Raw genomic sequence first — 26,650 nt, forward strand, 5'->3', positions numbered from 1 at the left:
CTATATATTCCTGTTGGCATAAATCATACATCTGACGACGAATAAAGAACATATTCCATATCCCTATCTGACTTTTCAAATATTGCTATTGAAAAAGCGGCATTTCGTGCAGTACTCTAAATTTCTTTTCAGTCACGCCACTAAAATACTCTGATTAACCTGAAGCTCCATAGCTTGTCTGCTTTGCCGGTAGCATTAATCGTTGAGTGCGCAACACCCGCCTGCAAGGTATATTGCTGATTCATATCATAGTGTAATTGTGGCGTCAGCCGGTATCGCCAAGAACCGCCTGTGCTTACTTCCTGATTCAACTCGAGACCAAATGTGAGCCGGGGTGAAACATCATAGAAAACCGTATTATTCAGCAGGTATTCGATATTTGCGCTGCGGTTGATACCATTCACTCGCAGCCCCAGCATGCTCAATGAAGACCAGCGATCTGCCCATTTGATGGCATGAATATAGGTCGCATCGCCGGAAAGTGTTTTGGTGTGTTTGTCCAGGTCAATAAATGCCTGCCAGCCATTTGCCGTGCCTGAATAGTGGTCTATCCCCAGCGTTTTCTGGATAGCTACTTTATATCGTTCATGACTGGCATTCTCAAACGGTAACTCAAGCTCGATTGCCAGGTCATCTGCGAGGCCGTACTCAATTTCGGGCGCCCAACTGGCATCATTCGTTTGCTGATTGATATCTACCAGCGCATTGATTTCCATATCGCCTTTCTTTACGCCAAGAGGGCGAACCAGGTCATAGACCATAGGTTCCGGAATCTTCAGCAACCTGTCACTGTGGGCAGCATCAGTTTCGTGGAAAAGCGTTTCTTCGGAGGCTTGAATCGGCAATGAAAAGAATAAAAAACCATTAACCAGCAAAAAAATAATTTGCCTGAATCTCATAATTGCATTTATATCAATAAAAATAGAATGCTAACATGCCCTCTGTGTTTTAAAGCGATTGCTTATGGTCGAACTCATTTACATGATCAATAAGAATTGGCGCTAATCGCTATTTTTGCCAGAAGCTGTAAGTGTTGCGGCCTTTTTGTTTGGCCTGGTAAAGCGCAATATCTGCTTGCTTGAATAGCTGTTTCAATGCCACTTCTGAAGTAGGTTCAAACAGGGTCAAGCCAATACTTAGACGCACTGGAATCTCATGCCCGTGAATATGCATAGGCTTTTTAAACACGCTTAAAAGTTTGGTTGCCACTTTAACCAGACTATCTTCCGAGTGCTGATCCCTGGCCACAATCACGAATTCATCGCCACCAATCCGGCTGACAGTATCGACATCGCGGATATTACTTTTCAGTAAGCTAGCAACTGTTTTGATCACTTCATCGCCGACATCATGGCCAAAATTATCATTGATACTTTTGAAGTGATCGACATCGAGTGCTATCAGGCCAAACCTTTTATTAAAGCGCTTGGCTTCCGAATGCACATAATTAAGGCGGTTTTCCAGCGACCGACGGTTCGGCAGGCCGGTGAGGCTATCCATCAGCGCACCTTCAGAGAGGTAATAGCGCTCCTTGGCAAAAAAGTAAGCAAACAGGCCTACCAGCACGCTGAAAAATAAACTTAGCCACGCCCCAAACTTGCGGTCATGCAAGTTATGGATTTTCTTGTTTTCAATTACCCATTCCCATTTACCGTTAGGTACCCGGCTTTCCTGAATGTAGGCATGTTTTTGGTTGAACAGCCTGGGGTCGCCATAAAACACATGTTTGTCTTCCGCGGTTCTGATCGCAAACTCAAACTCGCTGTTGCGGTTGTTTTTGAAAGCTGCATCCAGAAATCCATTGGTATCGATGACCGTAGAAATAATGCCCCAATACTTGCCATCAACAAAAATCGGAAACCGGTAAATCATGCCGCTCCCGCCCTGTATAAGCGCCAACGGACCATCGAGCACACCTTGCCTTGAGTCTATCGCCAGTTTGATTTTAGGCCATTGCGTAGCGACATCACGGTAGTCGATACCTAAAATTTTCTCATTGGATTTTTCTGGATACACATAGGTAATCTTGTAATCTACCGCTACTGCCAGATTCCTGACATGCTGGGCTTGCGCCCATAGATCTGCCAGGATGGCTTGTACTTTTTCGGTCTCAAGATGATTGCGGTAGACTTTGATAAAACTGGATAAACCATTCGAGATGAACAGCAGAGAATTCAGTTCACGGTCCATCTCGGAACGTAGCACATTGCCGTAAGACGCTGCTTCAAGATAGGCTTCACTTTCGTCTTTTTGCCGCTGGTAATCAAACAAGAAATACCAGAACATAAAAGCCAGCAGCGTTGCCAACAAGCCGACACAAATGCTTTTCTCTGTTTGATTAGGTTTGCGAAACACTGTTCTATTTCACGAATAAAATGATCTGAAACCATTTTATTCTAAAAAATGGATCTTTATTATTACGCAAAAGCGCGGTAATCACAGGCTTATTTTTAAATTAGCTACTACGATAAACATAAATTCGCCAGTTTTTAATGAATATCTGTAGTTACTCCATTCCTAATATCCCTGTATAAACTTAAATATGTGTTTAAACCAAGTTTCATTTATGCATTCATCACACTTGCTTTTAACCAAGACAATCATCTCTCGCAATATTAAAACCAATCCGACTATCATCAGTCCAAATTACAAACCAAAGAAAAGCGCTATTAAACTATAGTATTTATGGCTATGTTTTTTTGGCGTATTTTTATATAGTTTGCATGACACCCGTCAGGAGTAAACTGTGTCCATACAAGAAAAAACTGCATCGGAAAAAACAGGCATTGAAAAACTGAGGCTGGAAAAACTAAGGTCATTAGGTTTACTCGATTCAGACCCGGATGAATTTTTTGATTGTATTACGCGGGTGGCGTCCACCATTCTTGGCACCGAGATATCGGTAATCTCGCTGATTGATGAAGACCGGCAGTGGTTCAAATCCAAGCATGGTATCGAACTGTCCGAAACCCCCAGGGACATTTCCTTTTGCACCCATGCTGTGAGCAGCGGCACAGAACTGATCGTTGAAGATGCGACTAACGATGCCAGATTCCTCAGTAACCCCTTAGTAGTCAATGCACCCAACATCCGTTTTTATGCCGGGATCCCGATCAAGAGCATACAGGGTTATTCACTTGGCACCTTATGCGTGATCGGCTGTAAACCTAAACGCCCAAACGCAAGTGAATTGAAGGCATTAAGTGATCTTGCCCAGCTGGCAACCAAAGAGATCCAGTTTCGCGAGCGCATGCTGAGTGCACAAGATACGATTGATCATGCACAGGGTAAATTCCAGAGTGTCTTTGAAAATGCCGGTGCAGGTATTGCCCTGGTCAAGCCCTCAGGACCATGGCTGCAGGTGAATGACGAGCTCTGCAAAATCCTCGACTACACCAGGGATGAACTGCTTGGCCTCACTTTCCAGGACATCACGTACCCGGGAGATCTGCACAAAGAGTTGCAGTTGCAGGAGCAGTTGCTAGAAAATAAGATAGACCGCTACCAGCTGGAAAAAAGATATATCAGAAAAGATGGTTCGCTCGTCTGGGTAGAGCTTACAGTCACGAAACAGATGACAGAACGCAATGAAATCGATTACCTGATTGCCATCATCAATGATATCAACGAGGCCAAAGAAACCGAATTTGCGCTAGATGCCTTAAGGAAAACACTGGAAGAAAAAGTCAGCCAACGCACGGATGAACTCAAGCAAGTCAATCAATCACTGTCCCGTGCCTATCAGGAAAAATCAAAATCTGAACAGGAACTACAGAATAAGGAACTTGAACTCAGGACCATTCTGACCAATGCCAATGAGGCATATATCTGCATGGATGCAGAGGGATACATCACCGCCTGGAATAAACAGGCAGAACATACCTTTGGTTGGCTGGAACAAGAAGCGATAGGACAAAAACTGGAGAAACTGATTATTCCACCCGAGTTAAGACACGCCCACCAGTCTGGCATGAGTCGCTACCTGCAAGAAAAAAACTCCAGAGTAGTCGGCAGCCGCATTGAGCTGGAAGCGTTGCGTAAAGATGGTATACGCATCCCGGTTGAGCTGCAGGTCAATGCGCTGGAAATTAATGGGCAGGTGTTATTCACCTCTTTCTTACGAGATATCACAGAACGCAAGCAGCTGGAAAACCTGCTAAAAAGTGAAGCCAGGAACGACCCGCTCACTGGGCTGGCTAACCGCAGGATACTGGAGGAGTTGTTGCCAGTGGCTTTCCAAAACGCTAAAAGTCACCAGACTTACCTGGCACTGATATTTATCGACCTGGATGGCTTTAAATTAATCAATGACACGCATGGCCATCAGGCTGGAGACCAGCTCCTTCGGGAGGTCGCTAACCGCATCAACCGATGCACCAGGACTTCTGACACTGTGGTCAGATACGCGGGGGATGAGTTTGTGATTGTGCTGGAAAACCTCAAAAATAAAGAGGATACCAACAGGATTTCCGCCAATATCCAGAAAATGATTGCCGAGCCGGTACAGATAGGTGACCAGCAACTCAATATCACTCTAAGTATAGGCATAGCCTACTATGGCGGCATGCAACCGCAACAAATAGAGCCACTGGAGTTGATCAGACGGGCTGATAAAGCCATGTACACGGCCAAAAAGAATGGCAAAAACGGCACAGTCATCATTGATTAGGGGCTACTTGCTAAAAGCCTGGCCAGATGTGAGCGCTGGTGTTTAATAAGTCAGTGTTCACTCCTGGTTAATTGCTTTCGCTTTTAGCATTCCGGGTTTCCATCCAATCATAGACTACCGGCAGGCATATCAACGTCAAGACGGTAGCTGTGAATAGCCCACCAATCACCACAATCGCTAATGGCCGCAGGATTTCTGAACCCACGCCGGTAGCTAGCACAAACGGAATTAGCCCGAAAATCTCCACCATCGCTGTCATCATCACTGGCCGCAAACGCAAGGCCGTACCTTCAAGTACCGCTTCCCGAATGTTTTTCCCCTCAGCGCGCAAACTGTTGATGAATGAAACCAGCACAATCCCGTTCAACATCGCGACGCCAAATACAGCAATAAAGCCGATCGCAGCCGGCACTGAAAGATACTGTCCGGAGATGGCCAGCGAAAATATGCCGCCCATGGCGGCAAAAGGCACATTGGCGAGTATCAACCCGGCATAGCGAACAGAATTAAACGCGGTATATAACAGCACAAAAATCAGGCCTATTGTCAGTGGCACAATGATTGCCAGTTTAGTAAGTGCGCGTTGCTGGTTTTCGAACGCGCCGCCCCACTCTATCCAGTAGCCTGCTGGCAACATCACATTTTGATTGATACAGGCTTGTGCCTCCTTCACGAAACCATCAATGTCACGCCCTTGTACATCCATTTGAATGACTGCATAACGTTGCAATTGCTCACGACGGATAAAGGCATAACCTTCTTCTGTGCTCAATGTCGCCACCTGCGAGAGTGGAATCAATGCGCCTTGTGCTGTCGGTATGGGGATGTCGCCGATGGCTTTAAGATTATCCCGATACGCGGGCGGAAACCATACCTGGATCGCAAAGCGCTTAACGCCATCAAGCACGGTGGACACCGGCTTGCCACCAATGCCGGATTGCACAATCTGTAATACATCATCTGCGTTGATCCCGTAGCGGGCGATCGCTTCGCGGTTTACTTCGATAGTTAGTTGCGGTTTGCCCAGGTTAGCTTCTAACGCCAGGTCAGTCACGCCATCCACTTTTTCTATCGTGCTTTTCACCTGGTTAGCAATGCGGTCTATGGTTGCCAGGTCATCGCCATACACTTTGGCAGACAGGGTTGCCCTAACTCCGGATATTAATTCTTCAACCCGCATTTGTATCGGTTGGGTAGCGGCTATCACCGCCTCGGGCACTTGTTTTTCCAGCTGTGACTGCAGTTTCTGGGCAAGTTGCTGGTAGCTGATTTTCTGCGGCCAGGCGGACACCGGGTGTAAATGGACCAGGATTTCCATGTAGTTTACATCCGCAATTTCGCCTTTTTCAGCCCGCCCTATCATGGCGACACTGCCTTTCACTTCCGGCATATTTTTCAGGCTTTGATAAACACGGTCTGACACCGAAATCGACTGATCCAGTGAGGCTGAAGGAATACTGGTAACCCTGAACAAAATATCCTGCTCCTGCAAATTGGGCATAAACGACTTTCCCAAAAACTGGAACATGACAATTGCGACCAAAAATGCGAGCGCGGTCACAGCGACAATCACTTTGCTATGGCCCAGGCTCCATTGCAACGTTCTTAGATAAACAGGTTTACAGTAACGAATCAACCAAGGGTCTTTTTCAATATGCACCTTCTGTTGCTTAAGCACTACTGATGAAAGCACAGGAATCAGCGTCAGTGTCAGTAGCATTGACCCTATCATGGCAAATGTCATATTGATCGCCAGGGGTTTGAACAGCTTGCCTTCAAGACCCGTCAGCGAAAATATCGGCAGGAACACCACGATAATAATCAATACCCCAAACGCAATCGGGTGGATGACCTCCTGGCTAGCTTGCAATATCACCTGGGATTTATTCACAGAGTTTCCGACATGCTGTGCCAATCGCCGGAAACAATTCTCCACCAGTACCAGAGGCCCATCAATGGTCATGCCGAGGCCAATAATCAGCCCACCCAGGGACATCAGGTTGGCCGAGACACCATATTGTTCCATCAGGATAAACGCAATTAATCGCCCCAAGGGAATAGCAACCACAACGACCAGTGCAGCGCGCACTTCACCCAATAACAGGAAAAGCACGGCGATGACCAGCAGCGCGCCCTCTAGCATGGCGCGGTCTGCCATATGAATCGCCTTGTCAATTATCGCCGTGCGGTCATATACCGTTTCCAGCGTCACATTTTTAGGCAGTGCCTCTTTTACCAGTGCCAGCTTTTGCTTGGCTGCCTTCACTACCTGCTGGGCATTTTCACCCAGGCGGGCCAACACCATGCCCATGACGACTTCCTTGCCATCTTGGGTGACCGCCCCAACGCGTAAACCGGGGCCTTCCACGACAGTAGCAATGTTTTCGATATAGACCGGAACGCCCTGATTTTCAGACACGACAATTTTCTGTATATCGTGCGTATTTTTTACCAGGCCCAATCCGCGTACCAGGAACTGTTCCTGACCGACATTGATAAACTGGCCGCCCACTTGCCGGTTATTGGCGGTGAGCCGCTCAACCACCTGCGCAAAAGTTAAGCCATATTTAAACAGTTTTTGCGGATCTATCTGCACCTGGAATTGTTTTTCCTGACCACCCCATGAGGTAATGTCATCCACTCCGGGCGCAGTGCGCACCATCATACGCACTGTCCAATCCTGCAAAGTACGTAGCTCCATGGCATTCATGGTGTCCGACTTTAAGGTATACCAAAGCACTTGCCCCAGGCCTGAAGTGTTAGGACCCAGGGTTGGCTCGCCATAGCCCGCGCCACCATCACCCATCGTAATGCGCGACTTCACCTCTGCCAGTTTTTCGCTCACCAGAAAGCGTGCCTGCTGGATATCCGTATGATCTTTGAAATAAACGCTGACATACGACAAGCCGAACAAAGAAACCGAACGGATGTGCTCAATACCCCTGAGTCCGGCCAATGCACTTTCCACCCGGAAGGTGACTAGCTTTTCAACGTCTTCCGAAGCCAGGCCTGGCGATTCCGTATATATATTTACCTGCGCCGGGGTAACATCCGGAAAAGCATCCAGCGGCACATTCTGCCAGGCTCTCACCCCGAAAAAGACCAGCAATAGCGAAGACAGAATCACCAGTAGCCGATAACGCAGCGACGTTTCTAATATCCAATGCAGCATACGCGCCCCTTAGTGTTCATCGCTGATTTGTGATTTAAGCTGCCGTGCTTTCAGGGCATAAACACCCGCTTGCGCGATATCTTCACCCTCGCGCAGGCCGCTTTTAATTTCCACATTGGCATTCACGCGCTGACCTGGCTCGACCGGCCTGGCTTCAAACGTATACTGATGCCCGGCTTTATTTTGCACAATATAGACATGAGGAACACCCTGAATCACCACCACCGCATCATTCGGAACCACCAGCGCTTCCCTGGCGGCCGTATGACTGAGGACTGCGGTAGCAAACATATCGATGCGTAATTTGCGCTCGGGGTTGGGTAATTCAATACGCGCTTTCACGGTGCGCGTGGTTTTATCGACTATGCTCGCCAGGTAACCGACTTTGCCGGAAAAGGTTTCTTCAGGATAAGCACTGACGCTAACGGTGGCGGTTTTGCCTATCGATATATCTTTTAAATCACTTTCCGGAATATCTGCTTCAATCCAGACGGTAGACATGTCGGCAATGGTGAAAATACTGTCAGTGGTTTTCGCCAGTTCGCCAATCACCGCATTTTTTTCAAGCACAATGCCCACAAATGGCGCGGTCAGCACATATGTAGAGCCGCCGTTTAAGCTGTTTTGTTTATTCAGGCCGCCATACATTCTCAAGCGCTCAGAGTCTGCATAAAAAGCTGACTTTGCTCTCTCCAGCGCCGCTTGCGACTCAATCATCTGCCTCTGCGGCACCACTTTATCGGCATACAAACGTGAGATGCGTTCATAGTTTGCTTGTGCCAGGGACAACTCACTTTTTGAGCTGCGGTATTGAGCCCGCGCTTCGCCCATTTGGATACTATCGATTTCGGCCAGTGCCTGCCCTGCTTTCACCTGGCCCCCAAGATTAGCAATCACTTTGGCCAGCTTGCCCTCAATACGTGGCGTGACATGGGCCAGTTTATTCTGGTTGGCAACAATATTGGCTGTGAAAGTGAGTTGATCCTGCAATGGCTGCTTAACAACCGGCGCCACAGAAATACCAAACTGCTGCAACTCAGCCTCGCTGAAAGTGAGTGTTGCTTTAGTTTCCTGATGTCCGCTATTTTCCTGGTGTTGAGTTTGCGATATTGGCTTGTCTGTATGTGCAGATTCCGAATCTCTATCAGGGGTACATGCGCTGAGCAATATTGTTAATAACACCAGCCAAAGTGCATTGCTTCGCTGTAATTTAATGAGTGTTTTATGCATTCTTTTATCCTGCTTTATGGTGCTGAAAAAGTCGGCGCTGGTAAAACAGGCATCGCCCACCCAGAGATATATTCAAGTTCGATCTGCACCAGCCGCATATCTTTTTGGGCGTCGATAATATCGCGTTGCGCATCCACCGCCTGGCGCTGGAGAATCAATAATTGCGGCAGGCCGATTTCGCCATTTTCAAAGGCGAGCTTTGCCAGCGTGAGATTTTCTTCCAGTCGTGGGTAGACTTCTTTACTTAATCGGCTAATACGCTCGCGGATATTTTCGCGGCGTACCCAGGCCGCCTGGATCGCCGCTTTCGCATTGCGCGTCAATGCAGCACGATTGATTTCAGATTGTGTTAACTCGGCACTGGCACGGCCAATGCCAGCACCATTACGGCGGAAGATGGGTAGCGGCAGCGATACGCCAAGTGAGGTGATATTGTCATCCCCGGCAACCGTCGCTTCGCGGCTATTGTTGACGCTGACAGTCAGGTCGGGATAAGTCAGGTTTTTCTGTAATTCTAATCTGGACCGGGCGGCGGATTCCTTGACACCCAGGGATTGAATGGCAGGACGGTCAGTTAACTTTTCCAGCAGTTCGCTGAGAGTATAAGCATGGGTCACCGGCATCAACTCCCCTGACACCGCAGGTAATTCTGTTTCACCTAATTGCAAGGTAGCTGCCAGTTGCGCGCGGGCACGCACCAATTGCTCATTCAATGCACTCAGTTGATTGCGCGCCCGCTCGAAATCCACTACCGCCAGATTTCCATCGAGCAGGCTGTCCTCACCCGCCTGAACCCGCTTGCGTGATAAAGCGGTATTCTGCTCTATCAGTTTCAGGATCCGTTGTTCCACTTCTATGCGTTTCTGGATAGCCAGCACAGCCACAAACTGCTCTTCCATTTGCGCATGCAGCGTGCGGTATTCTTCAGCAATATCCAGTGCAATGGCCTGCTGGTTTTGTTGCGCGGCATTTCTACGCCAGCCTTGCTGGCCGGCAATTTCAAACGTCTGCGCAATGCCAGCGCCCCACTCCCCGCGTCTGCTGTTGGTGCCAGGTGATTGGGCAATGCTGCGTTGCCGCATATCTATACTGACTACCGGATTATAGTAAAGCAACCCTTTGGCATCCTGATAGTCACCGTCAGGAATATTCTGGTTCGCAATCTGGCGCTGTAATTCAGGATTACCTCTGGCAGCAAATTGCCAGGCTTGTTCCAGCGTTAATGCTGCTGCATGTAATGACCCATTGGCGAAGCTGAGTGATAGCCATAAACCAACACTGACAGCCGTTGCAAGCCGCTGCAACCCTGTCTCAAACATAGGGATAAACACAGTGAATACCTCTCGAAATCAATCATATTTACAGATGCCGAAAGCACCTGACTGACTCATGATTTAGCAGAGGATAGGAGGGCGGTACAGGCCTTGGAGAAAAGGGTGATTAACCTGAGAGGGAATAGGGAAAGTGTAGACACCTGCATCCCGTGCAGGCATAACATGCGCTATTCCATTGGAAAGCAATCCAACAATATGCGCTGAAAAATGGCAGGCATGATTGCAGGTTGACTCTTGATGTTGCTGAGAATTGTCCTGCGTTTTTTTCTGTAAGTGAACGTCCAGTAATTGGGTATCTTCAGGCGTGAATATATCGTCAGTTATCACAAGTGGCGACACTGCCCACGCTGATGAGCTTAGGATAGAAAGCAGCGCGATCAAAGCCAGAAATTTTTTAAACAGTGGATGCATGCTTTTTCAATTTAGCAATTACCAGTTTAATAGTCAAGAAACTTGGTTAAGGCAATCTAAGATTGATGCAGATCCGGTGAATGCTAATTCGAATCTCGGAAGCAGCCAAAGATAATGGGACGAAATCAGCAGGCAATACAACTTGAACAATAGTGCTCTTCAAAAGAGATAGGCAATAATATGTTCGCCAGGCAGCCTATCGCCAGGACTAAACATCAATAAAGCCTGCCGTAAATGACAGAATAATCAATGCTGTGACCACTATACCCATTACGCCTTTGCTTGAGTGATATTCAGCCCAGGGAATGTTGTAAGGCAAAGTACGCGCTGCACTGATGGCAGCTAAAACGACAAATACAATAAGCAAGGCACTCATCATAGCGTTCTCCTGCAAATCAATCCTACATCATTGTTACTGCATGTAGTGTTGAATTTATCTTAATTAATTGGGTGATTCAATCATCGCCAAAATCAAGAAATCCTGCCATACAACTAATGCTGAACTTTTTGTAGGAAAGTTCAGACAACGCTATTCATGTGCATTTTTCAGTGCTTTTGAATGCTTAATCGCCATCGCCTGTTTAACTGTTCGCGTAGCGGATTTTCCTTCCCGCCTCTGCAGATGATCTTCACGTAATTTTTCACGTGTTTGGGAATGGTTAGTATCCGATGAGCTTGCATAAGCCTCATCTACTCTGTCGGAATCAAAATAATCTGGATGTAATCTGTCTAGCATATCAATCTCCTTATCAAGAATTGCCAACACATGAATGGTGGATTGTTAGTGCAGGGAAGGTTTTGAAATACTGCAAATAATTAGATTCAATTTTACGTGATATGCATGTGCCTAACTGTCAGTCAGTTTATGAAATAGGCGTAGGAATTCTTATCGTATACAAAGCATATTCTTTATCAAAAAATTCTTACATCACATTCAGGGATTTACCTATAAAAACACTGTGCCCAGCGCAGTATTGTGGAACCACTTTCACTATAAACACAGGTATTAAAAAATGTCTTATTCACTCATAGAACAGCATTTTTTCGGGCAACAGGACGACACTCATCATCCGGTATTTCCTGAAGAAACCCATAAGCCGATAAAACCTGATCCGGACACCCCATATGAGCCAACTGAACCTGCCGAACCTGATATCCAGCCAGACATCATTGGCGACAATACACAATGATGGTTGAGTCACTCACATAAATGGCATTCACTTTGAATGCCACCATAATGTATGCATGTTCAATGCTCAATAGGTTTGTATAGTTACTAACTAGCATTGATAAATATCTATGAATTCTGCTCTTAGGTTGTTTGCTGTTTGGCTGAAGCGTAACCAGCTTCAGTCAGCCTGAAAGCATCATCCAGCGGAGTGATCCATTCCTGTTTTTTTGCATATTCAATCCCACTCACCATATCTTCTTCGCTTTTTTGTTTGTCATACCAGACGCCACTTAACTTGTTCGTCAGCAATGCTTCACCCGTAAGTAATTTGAAATGGTTCACAAAAATACTTATTAGTAACTGTGCATTCTGTTCTGGCGTATTTAGCTTATCTGTTTCAACAGCGTTATTAGGTTCAGTTTTATCAATTTGTGATTCTCCGCACATATTCACTCTCCTCAGATTTGTGGTTGGTTATGAAACCATCTTGCCCTGCTGAGTAAGAAGTCGCTATGCCCATCTTGCTGAATTGCCTGTAGGAATGTTCAGACAAAATACTGACGTTGAATAAAGCAAATTAAGATTTAATTCAGCTGCATGGCATACACTTTTTCTTAAATAGAAAGAGGAAAAGTCTCGCCATGACAAAACGCACTTCAATTATTGCTCTTGCATTGAGAATACTTATTTTGACCTCTGTCTCTCTTATCTCAATAAAGGCTGATGCTGGTCTCAAAGAAGATAGTGGCTACTGGTTTAATCTGCGCATGCAGGGTGAATTACCGGTTCAGAATTTTTATTGGGATATGGATATCAACCCGCGATGGCGGAATGAGGGAGAGCACTTGGATAATCTTTATTTGCGCCCGGCCGTGTTTTACAAACCGGATTCAAAAACCAGCCTTTGGTTGGGTCACGATACGATAGCCAGTCATCCAGATGGAAAATCTTCTTATCAGGAAAATCGCTGGTGGCAGCAGTTCCAGTATCAATTCGATCCTGTCCAATCAATCACTTTTACCAACCGCAGCCGACTGGAAGAGCGAACCCGGGAAGGTTTTCAGGACACAGGGCATAGGTTGCGGCAAATGTTTAAGGCCTCCAAGGCGGTGACGAATTATCCTGCGCTCTCTTATGTGATGTCCGATGAATTATTTGTCAACGTGGAACAAACTGATTGGGGCGCACATGGAGGCTTAGACCAGAACCGTCTCTTTGTAGGGATTAACTGGAAAGTAAATAAGCGTTGCACACTGGAGACCGGCTATCTTAACCAGATAGTGAATAAAACTACCCACAATCTCGAAAACCATGTCATTAGTACAACAGTAGGTTTCAAATTCTAAGATTGATATTTTTCTGTCTTTGCTTAAACCAGGATTTATTTTCAGTACTTTCCTACAGTACTTTGCGCCGAATCTGACAATGCAATTGCTTGTAGTTTTGTAGCATGCAGGAGAGGCAAGTCCTCAATACAAAACAGGGGTTTAAAAAGATGGATTTCTCTGTATTTCATTTAACCGTTCCGCTATGGGAGATCATCCTCAGAGGCTCGGTGGTTTACTGGTTTTTATTCCTGATCTTCAGGTCTATCTTGCGTCGCAGCATGGGGAGCGTCGGGGTCAGTGATTTCCTGTTTGTGGTGATTATTGCGGATGCTTCACAAAACGCCATGAGTGGCGATTCCAAATCTATTTCCGATGGTCTGGTACTCATTGCAGTTTTAGTATTCTGGAACATGTTGATTGACTGGCTCAGCTTCAAATACAAATGGGTAAGGAGAATGGTAGAAGCGCCGCCACTTGTACTGATAAAAAATGGCGTGTTGCAACTGCGCGAAATGAGAAAGGAATTTGTCACCAAAGATGAAATTATGGCCAAATTAAGAGAAGAAGGTATAGGCCAAGTTTCAGAGGTTAGACAAATGCAAATCGAGATGGATGGAGAAATCAGCGTTGTCCGCTATGAAGAAAATTGATTTCAGTACGCTTGCATACAGCCAGGTTTTACTACTAAACCCTATAAAATAAAAAAAATTAACAATTTCATCTTTCTGCACTTCAGACTCGTCAACATGTGCCGATAACTAGACTATAGTGATAATTTGCATAAATATAATTGTCTCTATTAGTTTCAAGAACGATATCCATCAACACTAAAGAAAAAAAATAATTATGTTTATCACTCTTGTGCATCGCGTGCATTCAATCATTTCGAGTTCGCCCACGTTTACCCCTTGATTACCATTGGCCAGCTTTAGGCCGATGTGTATAAACCATGCAGCGATAAGACTGACTTTTGGAAGGGTGCAAAATTGAACAAACTATTAAATATAGGCTGGAGGAACAATAAAGTCCTGACCGGCATTACTGTTTTGCTGATTTTGGTTACAGCCTTTGTTTCGATTTTTTTATCGTTAATGATTGCGCAAAATCAAGCCATCTCAAAAGAAACCAAGCGTCTGCGTGAAGTCACCAATGGGGTTTTGATGCGCATGAATAGTACCCGCACGCAGTTCGCCAATGTCGTTCACCACTTTGAATCCGTCCCCGAACAAGAGGCCTGTGCACCCCGCCATATCAAGAAAATGCAAGAATTCAATATCGCCGGTTTTTTCCTGCAGGCAGTGGCTCACGTCAAAGATAACCGTATCGTATGCTCCTCGATTGCAGAAGTTTTTGATGGTGCTTCCCTCGGCAACCCTTCCAGAATTGAGCCGGATGGCACCAGGTTATACGCCAATCTGAAAGTGTCCGATTGGCAAAACCATCATTTGGTAGTGATGGAAAAAGCCGGATGGGCCATTGTACTTGTGCCTAGTCACGCGATTGAGGCATTGGGTAGTACCGATGTTTCAGTGGCCATTTTTGGTATACAGGAGCATAAACTGTATACCTCAAGAGGCGAGATCGCCCCCGAGTGGTTAAAAACCTACCAAGGTAAGCAAGCACTTACTTTTATTGATAAAGAACGTCACATGCTGGTGTATATGGCGCCTAACAAGCTGAATTTAACCGGCGTGGTTGCAGCTATACCATTAAAGGATATTCATGATGATCTGGTCTCCTTCATCCAGATACTGATCCCGCTGGCAATGTTGGTGGGGGTGTCGCTTGGTGGCATTTTCATTTACATGCAAAGAACCAGGTACTCAACCAAATCTGCCATTTTGAAAGGACTGGCCAAAAACGAGTTTTACCTGGAATACCAGCCAATTATAAATCTGGAAAATAAACGCTGCGTCGGGGCAGAGGCATTGATTAGATGGAGAACGCCGGACAATACCTTTATCAGTCCGGATACATTTATCCCTGCCGCAGAAGCCTCGGGTGTCATATGCCAAATTACGCAGCGGGTGTTTGAGCTAGTGGCAAAAGATATGCACACAGCATTAAACATGCACAAACACTTTCACGTAGGCATTAATATTTCATCGCATGACATTCGTTCTGGTGCATTGATGCCGATGATAGAAAACCTTAAAAAATCGACCGGTGCCAAAGGCAATCAGATATTGATTGAAGTCACAGAACGTGGTTTTCTTGATGATGAAGCAGCATTGACTACTATCAAAAATATCCGTGAATGTGGCGTAATGGTGGCGATTGATGATTTTGGGACCGGCTATTCCAGCTTGTCGTACCTGACCAAATTCCAGCTGGACTACCTTAAAATCGACAAGACGTTTGTCGACTCTGTTGGCACTGATGCCGTCACCAGCCACGTTGCTTTCCACATTATTGAAATGGCAAAAACCTTACAGCTGGGTATGGTCGCTGAAGGCGTGGAAACAGAGGAGCAGGCGAAGATATTACAAGAGCGCGGGGTTCAATATGTGCAAGGCTGGCTATTCTCAAAATCATTAAAAAGAAAAGATTTTTATGCTTATCTTGATAAGCATACTTGATTAAGGACTTTTGACAGCACTTGCAAAAACGCTGCTTTGTGATTGATTTATTTCTTCTGCTGACGGATTTCAAGCAAAGTCTGGGTAATTTGCGACTTCAACATTTCATTCTCTCCCGCGAGCGTCAGGCCTTTGGTGGCAGCGGATTCGGCTTGTATAATTTGTTTCTGCGCCAGTAACACATTGGCTAAATTATTATAGGCAGCAGCGGATTCTGGACGGACTTCAGTAGCATGTTTAAAACTGGAAGCCGCTAAAGGCAAATCACCTGCGGCATAGGCTGCATTTCCCAAACCTATCAATAACACCAAGTGATCAGGCCATTGTTGCACGGCGGCATAGTAAGCTGTTTTTCTCGATGGAGCAGGCGCATTCTTTTCGTAAGCAACCAGCGCTTTGGCGATTTCATCTGCTTCCACACTCACTGGCAACTGCCCTGGCGGTAAAGCCACAAAAGCCCAATGTTCGCTACGGGCCCAGGTGCGCTGAAAAGCACTAAGCGACATTTCCTGGCGTTTATAGGGACCTGAACGAAGCCAGACCAGTTCTTTATCTGCATCATAGCCAACCACTACTGCATAGTGCCAGGAGGGTATCCAGGAAAATCCCAGGTTCTGCATCACGACCACTACATGACCTGCGGCGATTTCCTGCATGATTGCTTCGAGTTTTGGAGGTATTTGTACCGAGACTGCACCATGGCGTCTGGCTGCAGCCAGCATTTCAATTTGCAGACTGCCTTGCCGGCTGGGCACATAGACTTCCGGGGTCAACTGTTCGGGGGTGACTGAAATATTGACTGCGGTCAAAGCAGTTGCCAATGCGGCGGGCCCACACTGGTATTGCTCCTGCGGAAAGAACGGGGCTTGGGTGAGCTCAGCCCGGCGCGGCAGCTGTGAATGCTTGGTCGCTTCGCGTACGCCAGGGGCAGCACACGCTGTGAGCAGGCACAAAAAAGCCAGCATGCTTAAATAATACAGTCTGGCTTTGATGTTACCCATTTTAACTACTCATCTCGCAATTATTAGCGAGATGATAATGCATTAGCGCACTGAACGTGTAAACGGGAAGATTTTGGTGAAACCGAGGATATCAGTCAGCAATAATACGAGGAACACCAACACGACCGCACCGATAATGCCGCCGCCTGCTGGCGCTTTATCCAATTGAGTTGCCAATGAATTGGCTTCTTCATCTGTCAGCGCTGCAACGCGTGATTTGGCTTCAGCCGGGTCAATACCGCGTGCTTCCAATGCTGATTGCATATCGTCACGGGAAAGCATAGCAACAATCTTCGCGCGGTCTTGCTCACCTTTAACGGTGATAGCCGATTCCGCCACCTGATCGGTACTGACCATGGCCGCCTGCACTGTTTGAATGGAGCCTGTGAAGAAAATTGAAAGTGCCACAAAGGCACTTAAAAAACGTTTAGCCATGATCATGATATGTTTCCTCATTTGAATTAATTAAATAGTTTGAAAAAATGATTGCTTTAGCAGGTTACAAAGAATTGGCTTAGAAAATGAATTCTAAGCCAATCGAATTTATAACCTTCCGGTAAGTGCCAGTATCAAAATGATGAGTACCACTAAACCGAGCCCGCCACTTGGGTAATATCCCCAGCCGCTACTGTAAGGCCAGGCTGGCAGAGCCCCGATTAAAGCAAGAATTAGAATCACAAGCAGCACAGTTCTCAGCATCGCGCGGTCTCCTAGACAGATAGTATTGCCAATCAGGCAATTTTAATTTGAGTTATTTACTAATCGAGGCTCAATCATGGCGCCCTGTCAGCAAACACGCCATGCAAGTATGGCTGAATTATTTGTAGGAATAGTCTGATACAAACTGACTCTATAAATATGAATCCGATTGGTGATGCTTGTGGCCGGCATTGAATTACCCCATATCCTAATAAAAGAGAAGGGGTAGCAATTTCATATGCTCTTCGCAACCCTCTCTGTGAAGGAGGATTAGCACATGGCAGATAGGCAAGTTAACTAAAGCCATGCCTAACCTTACCTTCAAATAGGAGTGAAAAAACTGGCTGGCGCTCAAGCAAGGTTAAGGAAGGATGACAATACAATCAAGATAGTAAAAAAGCTGCTATTAACATGTGGAGGCTACACATTTATGCAGGCGCCGAAGCCAAATCTGTTCGCGCAAGGCACCTATGGTCACGTATTCACGAAGACTTGTTTAGGCAGGATTTGCTGGAGACTAGCTGTTTTTGTATGTAAGACCTCAATTTTGAGGCCTTTTGTATGTTCGCAAGCAATCAAAGATACCCGTGTTTATCTGGTTAACATCTTCCACCTAATTTTGAATTTTTTGTGAAATCGACCAAATTCCGGGTTTAGGGTTTAAGTTAGCGAAATTAATTAACGTTATTGCTATTAAATTGAAATCAAATAATAAATAGCGATGCTCGCATATACCCATTACCTACCCATGAACTCCACACCACCATCTCTCGCGAATATGGTCCTCGCAAATCTGGCCTATAGTTGGGGGGCCAAATGGGGAGAAGACCAGCTAACACGTTTTTCTGCAGGCCTGGATCCTCAGTCAAAAACCATCGTGGATATTTTAAAAAGCCGTAGCCTGAGCTCGGTTTACCAACCTATTGTGTCGTTGAACAGTGCGGATATTTATGGATTTGAAGGCCTGATCCGCGGCCCGGCAGGGACTAGCCTACACGCGCCGCTACATCTGTTTGAAGCAGCCAAGGAGCGTGACTACCTTCCGGAAATGGAGCATCTCAGTCGCCAGATTGTGCTCGAAAATTACGCGGCCACCTGCAAGACGCGCAAGCTTTTTCTCAACAGCACGCCGGAGATGCTGTTGATGTCGGCGCCCAACAAAGGCGAAACTCTGGCCTACCTTGCCAGCCTTGGGCTGGAACCGAAACAGATTATTATTGAAGTGACCGAGCAGACCCGCAATATGGATTACGGCCAGTTGCGAGAAGCGGTACAGTTATACCGCAATATAGGCTTTGAGATTGCAATGGATGATCTGGGTGAGGGCTTTTCCAGCTTGCGCCTGTGGTCAGAACTGAAGCCTGACTATGTGAAAATCGACAAGCACTTCATCCGCAATATTCACCTGGACCAGGTCAAGTTTGAATTCGTCCGCTCCATACAGCAGATAGCCCAGAACTCCGGTGCCAAAGTCATCGCCGAAGGCATTGAAGCCTTTGAAGAACTGAGTATCATCAAAGATCTGAAAATTGATTTTGGCCAGGGGTATTACCTTGGCCGGCCAGAAGCTGACCTGATACAGTCGATTGATGCAGATATAAAAAAACAGCTGGTGCGCAACACACTACACCTTTACCAGAATAGTTACATCGCACTCGACCACCGCTCCAATGTCAGCAAACTGCTGAAATACATTCCGCCGATACAAGCGGACATGACCAATAACGAGGTGATGCGCGTGATTGATGCGGACAGCAATATTCACATGCTACCAGTTGTGAACGGTGAAACACCCATCGGCCTGATTACCCGCTACACCATGATAGATAATCTGGCGCGGCCTTATCGCCGGGAGTTATATGGTAACCGCCGCTGCGCAGAGACGTTTATGGATCCGCATCCGCTGATCGTCGAAAAATCCATGAGCCTGAAAGCTTTGAGCGACATCATCGCTGAAGAAGCGCAGCACTTCAGCAACGGTTTTATTATTACCGACAACGGCCGCTACCTGGGCATTGGCCGCGGACAGGATTTACTGCGTGAAGTGACGCAAATGCAGATCAATGCCGCCCGCTATGCGAACCCGATCACACTATTACCGGGTAACGTCCCCATCAATGAGCAACTGGAAAGATTACTCGCTTCAGAATGCAAATTCAGCGTCTGCTATTTTGACCTGGATACGTTCAAGCCGTATAACGACATCTATGGTTTCAGACGTGGTGATGAAATCATCAGCTATACCGCAAAATTATTGCTAAGCAATGTAGATCAGAATTTTGACTTTGTCGGCCATATCGGCGGCGATGATTTTATTGTGATTTTCCAGAGTGAAGACTGGCAGGAACGCTGCAAGAAAATCCTGGCGAGTATGGAAGCAGATATCGCAAACTTCTATGATGAAGCGCACAAAGATGTAGGCGGCATTGTGGCTGAAGACAGGCAAGGCAAAGTGGTTGAATATCCCTTCGTCAGCCTGTCTATTGGTGCAGTTAAAGTGAAACCAGGCAAATTTCGCTCACAGCATGAGTTGTCATCCGCCGTCAGCATGGCAAAAAAGCAGGCTAAAAAAATGCCGGGCAACAGTTTGTTTATTGAACGCAGGCTTTAAAGGAACACAAGTTATAAAGATGGAAAGTTATAAAAAGCAAAAAGGCGAAGCCAGCTTCGCCCTTATCTGATTTAGCGTACGAATAACGCAATCAGGATAATAATTGGAATTGGAACCCCAATAAACCAAAGTAATAATGAACGCATAACAACCTCCTGAACTAATAGTTAACAATCACTTCGCGAATTAACGCACGAACAAAGCAATCAAGATAATCAATGGAATAGGCACGCCTAAAAAGAAAAGTAGTAATGAACGCATGTTAGTTCTCCTGATAATTTAAAAAGCTGGGCCTTAATGATTCACTTAACTTTATTAAACCCCAGCTTGGTCAGCCAGGGTTTCACTAGCTAATTAGGCATCACGGCAACGACCGCCCCATGTTGCGGCCAGACTAGCTGAGAAAGCGCCGATCAACAGGGAAACAAACAACCACAAGCTGATGCCAACCGAGGCTTTGCGAGCTGCGTCAGCGGCTTCTTTAGCTCTCACTTCTACTTCTTTGGCTTTGTCCTGCACGGTTGTGTAAATCTGGTTAACGCGTGCTTCAGCTTCCTGCTGGGTTAAACCGGTATGTTGTGAAACCAGTTGCGCAAGGTAAGTTGAATCTTCAGCAGATAATGCACCATTGGCAATTGAAGTCGCAATGATGCGGCTTACCTCTGCACTAGGAACAGCATCTTGCTGTGGCGCAGTCATGGCAGCATGGTGGTGCCCAGCACTTGAAGATGGATCATGATCCGCAGAATCTGTTGTAGTATTTGCAGGCGCTGGTCTGAACAAAGCATCTACAAAATACGCCGAAGCACCACTTGCCTGATCGCCAGCATCTTCACTAATGCCCGTGTGAGCAGCAGCAACCACACCTGCAGTTGCTGCACCGCCGGCAACGCTGGCAGTGGCTTGCACACCTGTGCTAACAATAGAGCCAATCACCGATGTCAACAGCGCAGCCGTTAGCAATGTAGCAACACCCCAGGCAATAAAGCCATGCGCGGTGTCGCGGAAATAGACCTCATCAGGGTCTGTATCTTGCCATCTAACGCGCAGGCGACCTGTCAAATAGCCACCCAAACCTGAGGCTAGTGCCTGAGTCACAGTGATCCAGATAATCGCAGCAATACCAAAAGTGGCAGCCGTTACACCATCATGTGACCATGGTGAAATAGAGGAAAGACCCAGGCCTGTACCGAGTATGAATAAAATCAGTGAAAGTGCTGCAGCAGCAACCGCGCCAAGCAGGATTGCAGCCCATGAGATTGCGCTCCTGTTAGTCGTATCGACAGAGGTGATAGTGGTGTTTCGACCCACTAGCGGATCATTTGATAAATTAGCTTGTGCCATGATGTAACTCCAAAATTTATAATTAAAATATTTTTTAAACTGCTAACACCGGTCCACATCTGTGCCTTGCTAACCGGGGAAATCACTTTTCTGGTTAATCAGGTCGTCTATCACTTGGTTGTTTAATTATTTTTAAATTAATCCTGCCAGTGACAAAATCAGCAATAGAACAAGCGCTGAACCTAAAATACCCGTCGGGTAATAACCCCATTTGGTGCTGTATGGCCATGTTGGCAATACAAATAACAATGCAAAAATTAAAAACCCGATCACAACATTACCCAACATGATTCCCTCCAAAACCAAATACTGAATAAAGGATTGAACTGTTTACGATCACTTCCGTAACTAGCATTAAGCTGCTAAACACTGGAAGTTTCGCTAAAGAGGCTTCGAGTAAAAGCCCTCTTAGAGTAAGGCTCCATCATGCGTATTTGTCATACACAGCTCCATACAATTTAATCTGAAATTTTTGTAGGAATTCTCGGACGCTTTAACTGCGAAGACAGCTAGTGCAAGGGGATTAATGAAGTATTAGTACAGACTGAAATCACAGGCTGAAAAATAAGCTTAATCTGCTTTGTTAAATAATTTGATTAGTTTAGGACTGAGTTTTTGTTTGGTTTTTAGATACTCTTTCCAGGGGTCAGACTTCAGCTGCGACAATCGTTTCCCAATATTCATGATATTGAAACTATCCCCCTGAATATCTCTGCCAACCTCATCCCATGTCAGTGGTGTAGCCACCGGTGCACCTGTGCGGGCTCGCGTCGAGTACGGAACGATAGCGGTGGCACCTGAACCATTGCGCAGGTAATCAATAAAAATCCGCCCTTCGCGTTTCTTTTTAGAAATACTGGAAGTGAATCGTTCAGGAATCTGGTCTTCAAGATACTGGGCAATACCGCGCGTAAAAGCTTTCACAATATCCCATGGGTAATCCGCTTTAATCGGCACTTCTATGTGCAAACCTTTGCCGCCGGTGGTTTTCACAAAACATTGCAAATCGACTTCTTGTAACAGCCCTCTTAGTAAATTGGCGGCTTCAGTGACTTTTTGCCATGCAAGATCAGGGGCCGGATCCAGATCGAAAATCAAGCGGTCTGCCAATGACGTTACCGGATAACGTGAGCCCCAGCTATGTAACTCCAGGACCCCTAACTGCACCAGTTCGATGATGGCGGGCAGGTTATTGGCAATAAAGTATTTCGCGTCTTTTCCGGCAGGATCAAGCTGTATTGACTGCAAGTGACTATCACTGTCATCAGCCACATGCTTCTGGAAAAAACAGGACTTATGGTAACCATCCGGACAACGCACAATAGACAGTGGCCGGTCTTGTAAATACGGCATTATCCACTGCTCGATATCTGCGTAATAACTGGCAATATCGGCTTTGGTATAGCCATCTTCAGCATAGAGTATTTTGGCAGGATTACTGAGTTTGATACCGGCAATCCGTGCTCCGTTAACAGACGTTGCGAGTGTTAAACTCGATGTTTTACTAGCGGTTTTTTCAGGTACAGCTTTTTTATCCCGCGTCGTTTTTTTCTGTTGTGTTCCAACGGGTGTTTCTTTATCAATGTGCTCCGGCGCCAGCATAGTTTCATGTGTGACGTCTCTGGCAGGTTTATCATTCCTTAACCCTACAAAACTGGCATGCCGCACTGAGCCATCATTAGTCCATTGCGCAAACTTGACTTCTGCCACCAGCGTAGGCTTTAGCCAGTGCACACCAATGGCTTCCTTACCTTTGGGGGGATTTACGAACGGAGTCTTTGCAGTGAGCAATTTAGGAAACTGTCCGGCAATCATCTTCAGCGTCTCGGCATCAAAACCGGTGCCTACGCGACCGGCATAACGTAACTGGCTTTTTCCTTTATTATCTTTATCATTGGCATCATAAGTACCAAGTAGCAATGCGCCAAAGTGTTCGCGACTCCCGGCGGGATCAGTATAGCCTGCCACCACAAACTCCTGCCGCATGCCACACTTCACCTTTAACCAATCTGCGGACCGATATTGCACATAAGGCGCTTGTGCATCTTTTACCACCACGCCTTCCTGACCCAACAAGCAGGCTTGCCGGAATACTTCACCCGCATGACCTTCTACGTGATCACTGAAATGGATGGGACCTTGTGCCTCTTCATCAGCCTCATCTTTTTTGGCTAGTAACTCTCGCAATAATTCTTTGCGGTCTATCAGTGGCAATGCCGTCAGGTCATAACCATCGAGATACATCAGGTCGAAAACAAAATAGACCAGCGTAGCTTCCTTATCCAGCCGCATGGCATTTTGAAGCAATTGGAAACTGATATGGCCATCCGGCCCAATTGCCACCACTTCGCCATCCAGCCACGCAGAATCTACCGGTAAATCAGCCATCGCCTTGACCAGGCCCGGCCATTTGGCTGACCAGTTATGGCCGTTGCGCGTGAGCATGCTGACCTTGCCTTTTTCAATGCGCGTCAGAGCCCGGTAACCGTCATATTTCAACTCAGCCAGCCATTGATCACCTTCCGGGGCAAGTGTTGCCAGCGTCGCCAGTTGCGGTTTGAAAGTTTCCGGCATGGGCTGGTGTGCCTGTTTGGATGAAATATTTTTTGCAGTAGTTTTTCGAGCTGGTTTATTAGTATTGAACTCTGCCGATAAATCATGAATGTCAGGCAAAGTACTGACAGACTCAGCCGCAGTTTCGGTAATCTGTGCCTTTGTACCTGTGCGGGATTCATCATCTTGTTCTTTAATCAACAGCCAGTTGGTTTTATCGTCTTTATCTGCAGGCCTGCTTTTCATACGCACCAGCGCCCATTTACCCTGCAACTTGTGGCCCTGCAGCTGAAATTTCAATGAGCCGTTTTTGTAGCCTTCCGCCGCATTGCCTATCGGTTCCCAGGTACCTTTATCCCATAACAGCACATGCCCTGCCCCATACTGGCCAGTGGGAATCTCGCCTTCAAAAGTCCCATAAGCTAAAGGATGATCTTCCACCTCTACCGCCAGCCGTTTGTCGGCAGGATCCAGGCTGGGGCCTTTTGGTATTGCCCAGCTTTTCAGCGTGCCGTCCAGTTCCAGCCTGAAGTCATAATGCAACCGGCGCGCATGGTGTTTTTGAATGTAGAAACGCAAATGCTTCCCAGCCGCTTCCACCTCACCACGTGGTTCACTGGTGATATCGAAATCACGCTTTTTCCAGTATTTTTGTAAGCCCATGTGTTTACCCGTTTATCATCAACTGTCTAATGAATGCGCTAGGCAGAACGTTTGCGGGGCGGCGTGTCTGCTTTAGACTCGGCTATTTTTTTACTTGTCGTTTTGGACTTGACTATCAGTTTTTCCGCTTCGGGTTTTGACCTGGATTTAGTCACTCCCAACTTAGCCGTTTTATCCCCGATACTGGCTTTGAGTAATTGCATAAGGTCAACCACATTGCTGGATGATGATGCACGCGGAACGTCGCCCTCAGCCTCGGGTTCTGTCAATGTATGCGTTTGCTTGGCTTTGACTTTTTTCTTGACCAGCGCCAGCACATCCTGACGGTAAGTGTCTTGATATTGCTCAGGGTTCCAAGGCTCAGACATATCTTTTACCAGTGATAACGCCATCTCAACCTCTTTGGCGGATACCAGTGATTGCTTGCCGGTTTTAGGTTCGGCCACCTCAGGTAACTCCCTGATTTCTTCCTGGTAACGCAGAAGATTGAGGACGATGACCTTCTGGAATGGCATTAACGCAGCCAGGTGTTGCTTGGTCCGGATGACCACTTGCCCCAAGGCCAGTTTGCCGGATTTCTCCAATGTCTGCCGCAATAAGGCATACACTTTTTCGCCGCCTTTGCCTGGTACTAAATAATAAGGTTGTTCAAAAAAGAATACCGGGATCTCACTGGTATCGATAAAGGACAGGATATCGATGGTCTGGGTACTTTCAGGATTGGCCCTGCGCAAGTCTTCATCGGTCAGCACCACATATTCATCCTTTTCATAGGCATAGCCCTTAACGATATCCGGCTGCTTTACTTCTTTACCCGTCACTTTGTTATAGCGTTTATAACCGACAGGTGCAAAATCACGTTTATCCAGCAAATCCAAGTCAATACCTGAACTGCTACTGGCAGAATGTAGTTCAACCGGGATATGTACCAGGCCAAAGCTGATGGCACCTTTCCAAATAGGACGTGACATGCGGTGAATCTTTCAAGAATCAGGAAGAAATATAATCATCCTTAATCCATTGTCCCAAGTATCAGGATTCAGCTGAAAATCCTGTAGGAAAAGTACTAAATTTAATAGCTGCCACAGCAAAAGGTTCCCAACTCTTGACTAAAGACTACCGCCAGAAAATTAACATATGAAAATATATACCTTTATCTCTATATCAGCGTATATTGAAATCTGACTTCGGAAAACAGTTATGAATTTTTCACTCGTGTAGCCACGTGAGACTCTTTCACCAAGTACCTGTTTAAGCAGTCGTTATAAAACTTTCCTTCTCGTGCTTCCCTAGTAGTTTGTTTACTTCCGTAGCATACGTTTGCATTTCGCATAACACGCATTACGCTTGGGCACACTGGTAGCTGCATCTCTCCATCCATTCTTACCCTCGCTTTTAACTATTAAAAAAGGTCAAGAACATGGAAGAAACTATCTTATTCAGCAATACCGACATAAAAGTCAGTCATCAGCACTTGAATATTCACGGGCAAACTTATGCTATCGCAGACATCAACCACATAGAGCTGAAACTGATAGAACCTAAACGCATTGTGGCGACTATTCTATTTTTGGCAGGGTTATTTTTGCTCATTGATGAAGGGCAATTATTCGCCCTGGGTGGCTTTTCAGTGCTTCTCGGTGTCGTGTTCTGGGTATCTGGCGGCACTAAATATGCGTTAATGATACACTCTTCGGCAGGTGAACAGCGGGTTCTGACCAGTGACGATCGTTTGCTCGCTGAGAAAATCATTCATGCAGTAGACACTGCAATGTTGGAATATGCGAATCCACGAGTGACAAGTGCTCCTACCTCTAGCGAAACAACTTACCGGGATTACAATAGCGACAGCCTTGGTGCTTACTAGTGTAGCCGTCAGTAATTT

General features: G+C 46.3%; 23 protein-coding genes. 7 read left to right on the forward strand and 16 right to left on the reverse strand.

What is annotated here, in order from left to right; all coding sequences use genetic code 11:
- Positions 1-140: 140 nt before the first annotated feature.
- Together LPA26_RS12380 and LPA26_RS12385 are read right to left on the reverse strand one after the other, a co-directional pair.
- The gene (locus LPA26_RS12380) at positions 141-899 is read right to left on the reverse strand and encodes a hypothetical protein (protein WP_229008576.1); all 759 of its coding nucleotides are present in this window, start codon (positions 897-899) and stop codon (positions 141-143) included.
- 109 nt (positions 900-1,008) lie between these two features.
- Positions 1,009-2,355 (reverse strand): diguanylate cyclase domain-containing protein, encoded by a 1,347-nt coding sequence (locus LPA26_RS12385; RefSeq protein WP_229008577.1) that lies wholly within the window; start codon positions 2,353-2,355, stop codon positions 1,009-1,011.
- Between the two features lie 391 nt (positions 2,356-2,746).
- Between LPA26_RS12385 and LPA26_RS12390 the strand changes: the two genes are divergently transcribed.
- Positions 2,747-4,669: a PAS domain S-box protein gene (locus LPA26_RS12390; protein ID WP_229008578.1), complete on the forward strand. Its 1,923-nt coding sequence runs from the start codon at positions 2,747-2,749 to the stop codon at positions 4,667-4,669.
- 67 nt (positions 4,670-4,736) lie between these two features.
- Here LPA26_RS12390 and LPA26_RS12395 read toward each other — a convergent pair whose 3' ends face one another.
- From LPA26_RS12395 to LPA26_RS12420, 6 genes are all read right to left on the reverse strand, one after another.
- On the reverse strand, positions 4,737-7,841 hold the full coding sequence (locus LPA26_RS12395) for an efflux RND transporter permease subunit (protein WP_229008579.1): 3,105 nt from the start codon (positions 7,839-7,841) through the stop codon (positions 4,737-4,739).
- Positions 7,842-7,850: 9 nt separating this feature from the next.
- Entirely contained in the window at positions 7,851-9,071 is a 1,221-nt protein-coding gene (locus LPA26_RS12400) for an efflux RND transporter periplasmic adaptor subunit (RefSeq protein WP_229008580.1), read from the reverse strand.
- A 14-nt stretch (positions 9,072-9,085) separates the two neighbouring features.
- Positions 9,086-10,390 (reverse strand): TolC family protein, encoded by a 1,305-nt coding sequence (locus LPA26_RS12405; RefSeq protein WP_229008581.1) that lies wholly within the window; start codon positions 10,388-10,390, stop codon positions 9,086-9,088.
- A 75-nt stretch (positions 10,391-10,465) separates the two neighbouring features.
- A complete protein-coding gene (locus LPA26_RS12410; protein ID WP_229008582.1) occupies positions 10,466-10,816 on the reverse strand; it encodes a hypothetical protein in 351 nt (116 codons plus the stop codon).
- 208 nt (positions 10,817-11,024) lie between these two features.
- Positions 11,025-11,195, reverse strand: coding sequence for a DUF3309 family protein (locus LPA26_RS12415; RefSeq protein ID WP_229008583.1), 171 nt, complete (start codon positions 11,193-11,195; stop codon positions 11,025-11,027).
- A gap of 150 nt (positions 11,196-11,345) precedes the next feature.
- Positions 11,346-11,552: a hypothetical protein gene (locus LPA26_RS12420; protein WP_055869696.1), complete on the reverse strand. Its 207-nt coding sequence runs from the start codon at positions 11,550-11,552 to the stop codon at positions 11,346-11,348.
- 277 nt (positions 11,553-11,829) lie between these two features.
- Between LPA26_RS12420 and LPA26_RS12425 the strand changes: the two genes are divergently transcribed.
- Positions 11,830-12,006, forward strand: a complete 177-nt coding sequence (locus LPA26_RS12425) for a hypothetical protein (protein WP_229008584.1) — start codon at positions 11,830-11,832, stop codon at positions 12,004-12,006.
- A 122-nt stretch (positions 12,007-12,128) separates the two neighbouring features.
- Here the strand turns inward: LPA26_RS12425 and LPA26_RS12430 are convergent, their stop codons facing one another.
- A complete protein-coding gene (locus LPA26_RS12430; protein WP_055828346.1) occupies positions 12,129-12,434 on the reverse strand; it encodes a hypothetical protein in 306 nt (101 codons plus the stop codon).
- 194 nt (positions 12,435-12,628) lie between these two features.
- Between LPA26_RS12430 and LPA26_RS12435 the strand changes: the two genes are divergently transcribed.
- The 3 genes from LPA26_RS12435 to LPA26_RS12445 all read left to right on the forward strand — a co-directional run bounded on the left by LPA26_RS12435 (position 12,629) and on the right by LPA26_RS12445 (position 15,894).
- Complete coding sequence (locus LPA26_RS12435) at positions 12,629-13,333, forward strand: DUF2490 domain-containing protein (protein ID WP_229008585.1); 705 nt, start codon at positions 12,629-12,631, stop codon at positions 13,331-13,333.
- Between the two features lie 149 nt (positions 13,334-13,482).
- The gene (locus LPA26_RS12440) at positions 13,483-13,965 is read left to right on the forward strand and encodes a DUF421 domain-containing protein (RefSeq protein ID WP_229008586.1); all 483 of its coding nucleotides are present in this window, start codon (positions 13,483-13,485) and stop codon (positions 13,963-13,965) included.
- Between the two features lie 336 nt (positions 13,966-14,301).
- Positions 14,302-15,894, forward strand: a complete 1,593-nt coding sequence (locus LPA26_RS12445; protein WP_229008587.1) for an EAL domain-containing protein — start codon at positions 14,302-14,304, stop codon at positions 15,892-15,894.
- 47 nt (positions 15,895-15,941) lie between these two features.
- On the opposite strand, the gene LPA26_RS12450 is transcribed toward LPA26_RS12445, so the two are convergent.
- The 3 genes from LPA26_RS12450 to LPA26_RS12460 all read right to left on the reverse strand — a co-directional run bounded on the left by LPA26_RS12450 (position 15,942) and on the right by LPA26_RS12460 (position 17,594).
- A complete protein-coding gene (locus tag LPA26_RS12450; RefSeq protein WP_229008588.1) occupies positions 15,942-16,895 on the reverse strand; it encodes a PA2778 family cysteine peptidase in 954 nt (317 codons plus the stop codon).
- 42 nt (positions 16,896-16,937) lie between these two features.
- Complete coding sequence (locus LPA26_RS12455) at positions 16,938-17,336, reverse strand: PA2779 family protein (protein WP_055869680.1); 399 nt, start codon at positions 17,334-17,336, stop codon at positions 16,938-16,940.
- A gap of 102 nt (positions 17,337-17,438) precedes the next feature.
- On the reverse strand, positions 17,439-17,594 hold the full coding sequence (locus tag LPA26_RS12460) for a DUF3309 domain-containing protein (RefSeq protein WP_082488024.1): 156 nt from the start codon (positions 17,592-17,594) through the stop codon (positions 17,439-17,441).
- 748 nt (positions 17,595-18,342) lie between these two features.
- On the opposite strand from LPA26_RS12460, the gene LPA26_RS12465 reads away from it, so the two are divergent.
- On the forward strand, positions 18,343-20,205 hold the full coding sequence (locus LPA26_RS12465) for a GGDEF domain-containing protein (RefSeq protein ID WP_229008589.1): 1,863 nt from the start codon (positions 18,343-18,345) through the stop codon (positions 20,203-20,205).
- A 354-nt stretch (positions 20,206-20,559) separates the two neighbouring features.
- Here LPA26_RS12465 and LPA26_RS12470 read toward each other — a convergent pair whose 3' ends face one another.
- The 4 genes from LPA26_RS12470 to LPA26_RS12485 all read right to left on the reverse strand — a co-directional run bounded on the left by LPA26_RS12470 (position 20,560) and on the right by LPA26_RS12485 (position 25,736).
- Entirely contained in the window at positions 20,560-21,549 is a 990-nt protein-coding gene (locus LPA26_RS12470; RefSeq protein ID WP_229008590.1) for a hypothetical protein, read from the reverse strand.
- Positions 21,550-21,681: 132 nt separating this feature from the next.
- Positions 21,682-21,837 carry a DUF3309 family protein gene (locus LPA26_RS12475; protein WP_082488023.1) on the reverse strand — a complete coding sequence of 52 codons (156 nt, stop codon included), beginning with the start codon at positions 21,835-21,837 and terminating at the stop codon, positions 21,682-21,684.
- A gap of 282 nt (positions 21,838-22,119) precedes the next feature.
- Positions 22,120-24,765 (reverse strand): DNA ligase D, encoded by a 2,646-nt coding sequence (gene ligD, locus LPA26_RS12480; RefSeq protein ID WP_229008591.1) that lies wholly within the window; start codon positions 24,763-24,765, stop codon positions 22,120-22,122.
- Between the two features lie 38 nt (positions 24,766-24,803).
- Entirely contained in the window at positions 24,804-25,736 is a 933-nt protein-coding gene (locus LPA26_RS12485) for a Ku protein (RefSeq protein WP_229008592.1), read from the reverse strand.
- A gap of 449 nt (positions 25,737-26,185) precedes the next feature.
- Here LPA26_RS12485 and LPA26_RS12490 point away from each other — a divergent pair, with 449 nt between their 5' ends.
- Positions 26,186-26,632 carry a DUF6232 family protein gene (locus LPA26_RS12490; RefSeq protein ID WP_229008593.1) on the forward strand — a complete coding sequence of 149 codons (447 nt, stop codon included), beginning with the start codon at positions 26,186-26,188 and terminating at the stop codon, positions 26,630-26,632.
- Positions 26,633-26,650: the final 18 nt, after the last annotated feature.

The sequence above is a fragment of the Methylophilus sp. Leaf408 genome, from assembly GCF_916856905.1.
Taxonomy (GTDB): domain Bacteria; phylum Pseudomonadota; class Gammaproteobacteria; order Burkholderiales; family Methylophilaceae; genus Methylophilus.